Origin of the sequence: Micromonospora sp. NPDC047753 (assembly GCF_040642735.1) — a bacterium.
GTDB lineage: Bacteria > Actinomycetota > Actinomycetes > Mycobacteriales > Micromonosporaceae > Micromonospora.
On record NZ_JBEYSL010000603.1, the window covers coordinates 1 to 3,586 of the forward strand.

Sequence of the window (3,586 nt, forward strand, 5' to 3'; positions counted from 1 at the left end):
GAACGGGCGCACCAGCCGGGCCTCGACCACTCCGAGGTGCGCGAACTGCAACTCAAGGCGCGCAAGTTCGGCTTCTGGGGCCTGGCCACCCCGGAGGAGTACGGCGGGATGAACCTGCCAGCCGTACTCCAGTCGTTGATCTGGACCGAGCTGGGCCGCACGTTCGTGCCGTTCCGCTTCGGCGGCGAGGCGGACAACATCCTGTTCCACGCCACCGAGGAGCAGAAGCGGGAGTTCCTCATCCCGACCATCGAGGGCGAACGACGCTCCTGCTTCGCGATCACCGAACCGGGCGCCGGATCCGACGCGGCCAACATCCGGCTGTCCGCCCGCCGGGACGGCGACGACTGGATCCTCGACGGCGAGAAGACCTTCATCACCGGCGGTCACGACGCCGACTTCGCCATCGTGGTCGCCGTGACCGACCGGGAGAAGGGCGCCCGCAACGGCGGCGCCACCGCGTTCCTGGTGGACCGGTCGATGGGCTGGCGCTCGGAGTTCATCCAGACGATGGGTGAGGGCGGGCCCGCGTCACTCATCTTCGACGGCGTACGCGTGCCGCACCGCAACATCCTCGGTGAGATCGGGCAGGGCTTCACCCTCGGCATGGAGTGGATCGGCAAGGGGCGCTACACCATCCCGTCGCACGCCATCGGCATCGCCGAACGGGTGTTGCAGATGGCCATCGAGTACGCCAACACCCGGGAAACCTTCGGCACGAAGATCGGCACCAACCAGGCCATCCAGTGGATGATCGCCGACTCGGAGACGGAGCTGGAGGCGGCCCGCTGGCTGGTGCTGCGCTCGGCGTGGACGGTCGACGCGGGCCTGGACCCCCGGCACGCCTCGTCGATGGGCAAGCTCTACGGCGCCGGCATGGTCAACCGGGTGGTCGACCGGGTGCTCCAGATCCACGGCGGCATGGGCTACACCCGGGAGCTGCCGATCGAACGCTGGTACCGGCAGGTCCGGCTCTACCGGATCTTCGAGGGCACCGACGAGATGCAGCGGCTGATCATCTCGCGGGACCTGCTGCGCGGCTACACGAAGATCGGTGGTCACCTGGCCTGACGCCCGGCCGTCCTCGGTGCCAGGTTCAGCCGGTCAACGCCGTCAGCGCCGCGTCCACGTCGGCCTCGGTGGAGTAAATGTGGAACGAGGCCCGCACCCGTCCGGCGCGCACCGCCGCCCGGATACCGGCCGCCGCCAGACGCTGCTCCGCGTCCGGCACGTCCACGCTGACGATGGCGCTCTCCCCCGGCTCCCGACCCAGCCCGCTCAGGAACCGGTTGGCCAGCGCCACGTTGTGCGCCCCGATCGCCGGCACGCCGATCTCGGCGACCACCTCCAGGGCGGGCGCCGCGCCGACCCAGCTGAACCAGGCCGGTGAGATGTCGAACCGGCGGGCGTCGTCGGCCAGCCGCAGCGGCGGGCCGTAGTAGGAGGCGTGCGGGTCCCGGCCCGCGTACCAGCCGGCCGCGTCGGGGCGCAGCCGCTCGCGCAACCCGGGGGCCAGATAGGCGTACGCGGTCCCGCGCGGATTCATCAGCCACTTGTAGCCGCCCACCGCCACCACATCGGCCCGGCTGCCGTCGAACGGCAGCCAGCCGCACGCCTGGGTCGCGTCCACCGCCACCAGCGCGTCGTGCGCGCGGGCCGCGGCCACGATCTCGTCGTACGGCGCGACCGCCCCGTCGGCCGACTGCACCAGGCTGAACGCCACCACATCGGTATCGGCGTCGATGGCGTCGACCAGAGACCCCAGCGGCACCGTGCGGACCGTGACGCCACGCTCCTCCTGAACCAGCCAGGGGAAGAGATTCGAGGTGAACTCGACCTCGGGGACCACCACCGTGGCACCGGCCGGCAGCGCCGCCGCGACCGGCGCGAGGAGCTGGGACACCGCCGCGCCGACGGCCACGTCAGCGACCGGCACCCCGATGAGGCCGGCGAAGGTGACACGAGCCCGGCTCGTCGACTCGCCCCAGCCCTCCCACGACGTACGACCGACCCGCCAGACCGCGAGAGCCTCCTGCAACGCCGCCCACGCCGGCTCCGGTGGCAACCCGTAGCTGGCGGTGTTCAACCAGCCCGGTTCCGGCTCCCACAGCTTCTGTGCCTGCTCGATCTCCATGCCGTCGACGCTAGGCCGAACGACGCCCGACGGGCACGACCAATCGGCGATCGGCGGCCCGTCCGGTGGCGGGCTGGGATCCGGCTCATCGGCGGCAGGCGGGCGGGTGGATCCGGGCGAGACTGTCGGCGAGGCTGGCGAGCCACCTGTCGACCTCCACCAGGTGCCGGACCGACTGATGGTCGGCCTCGCCGAGGAGCGGACGGATCCGGTCCAACTGGTCGACGCAGCTGGTCGAGACGGGCTCCTGGTCCGATGCCCGGCCGTGGGCGACGTCATCGGCGAGCGCGTCGTACGCCGATCGCAGGCGCCCGGCGGAGTTTCGCAGGAGCGTCGCCGCCCCGGGCCAGCCGGCGAGGCAGCCGGGCGGGTTGCGCCGCAGCAGCGACTCCGCTCCGGGCACGACGTGGTGCCCAGCGCTCAGCACGGCGTCCCAGTTCACCTGTTGCCGGTGCGGATCGTGCCGCTCCGAGTGGTACTGGCAGTACGACGAGTCGATGAGGACCATCCGGCTACGGACCCGGTCGAGGGCGCCCGCGGGCGGCGGAGCGTCACCGAGGATCGCCTGGACCGTCTGTTCGACAGCGTCCGCGCTGGCCGCCAGGTAGCGGGTGGCGTTGCGCCGCAGGTCGTGGTCCGCGCCGCGCGGCCAGATCGCCACCCCGGCGAGCACGCCGATCACCGCGCCGAGCAGCACGTCGACGAGGCGCGCCTCGGCGAGCCGCCAACCCTCCGGGCTGAGCTGGGCGAAGACGACTGTCAGCAGCACTGTGAACAGCGCCTGCTGCCACACCGGGCCGAGCAGCCGGCCGACGCCGAAGGCCAGCAGCAGGGTGACCGGCAGGACGACGGCGTACACGATCGGCTCGTCGACGACGAGCATCACCCCGCCGCTGACGACCGCACCGACGATGGTCCCCAGCACGGCCGGTCGCAGCGCCGTGCGGGTGTCGGCGGCGGACGTGCGCAGGACCGTGAGGGTGGCCAGCAGCACCCAGAAGCCGTGGGTCAGCTCCAACACCCCGGCGGCCACCCGGGCGATGGTGAGCGCCACGGCCAGCCGCAGCGAGCTGTGCAGGTGGGCCGAGCGCGGCGCCAGGTGTGAGCGGAACTGCCACCAGTACAGCGTCCACGGGCTACGCCGGGCGTACGCGAACAGCTCCGAGGAGTCGTCGCCGCCGCCGGGCCGCGCCCCGGTCGCCACCCGGGAACCGACGACGAAGACACGCACCTGGTCCGCGAGGGCCAGCGCCGTCGCGTCCCGGCACAACCGGGGTACGTCCGGCGCGTCGCGGACCTGGCCGGAACCCACCGGGTACGCCGCCTCGGCCCGTCCGACCGCCACGTCCAGGTCGGCCGGGGCCACCGCCGGGGCGCCATGAGGTCCTCGGCGATGGAGAACAGCTCATTGGCCATGTTGTCCCAGGTCATGGCGTGCGTCTCGATGGTCTG

3 protein-coding genes are annotated in these 3,586 nt (G+C 72.3%); 1 reads left to right on the forward strand and 2 read right to left on the reverse strand.

Features of this window, described 5'->3' with window-relative positions:
• On the forward strand, positions 1-1,071 hold a 1,071-nt coding region (locus ABZ749_RS31690; RefSeq protein ID WP_357234276.1), incomplete at its 5' end, for an acyl-CoA dehydrogenase family protein.
• A 25-nt stretch (positions 1,072-1,096) separates the two neighbouring features.
• On the opposite strand, the gene ABZ749_RS31695 is transcribed toward ABZ749_RS31690, so the two are convergent.
• Both ABZ749_RS31695 and ABZ749_RS31700 read right to left on the reverse strand, forming a co-directional pair.
• Positions 1,097-2,134, reverse strand: a complete 1,038-nt coding sequence (locus ABZ749_RS31695; RefSeq protein WP_357234278.1) for an aminotransferase class V-fold PLP-dependent enzyme — start codon at positions 2,132-2,134, stop codon at positions 1,097-1,099.
• 85 nt (positions 2,135-2,219) lie between these two features.
• The gene (locus ABZ749_RS31700; protein ID WP_357234281.1) at positions 2,220-3,500 is read right to left on the reverse strand and encodes an FUSC family protein; all 1,281 of its coding nucleotides are present in this window, start codon (positions 3,498-3,500) and stop codon (positions 2,220-2,222) included.
• Positions 3,501-3,586 lie beyond the last annotated feature (86 nt).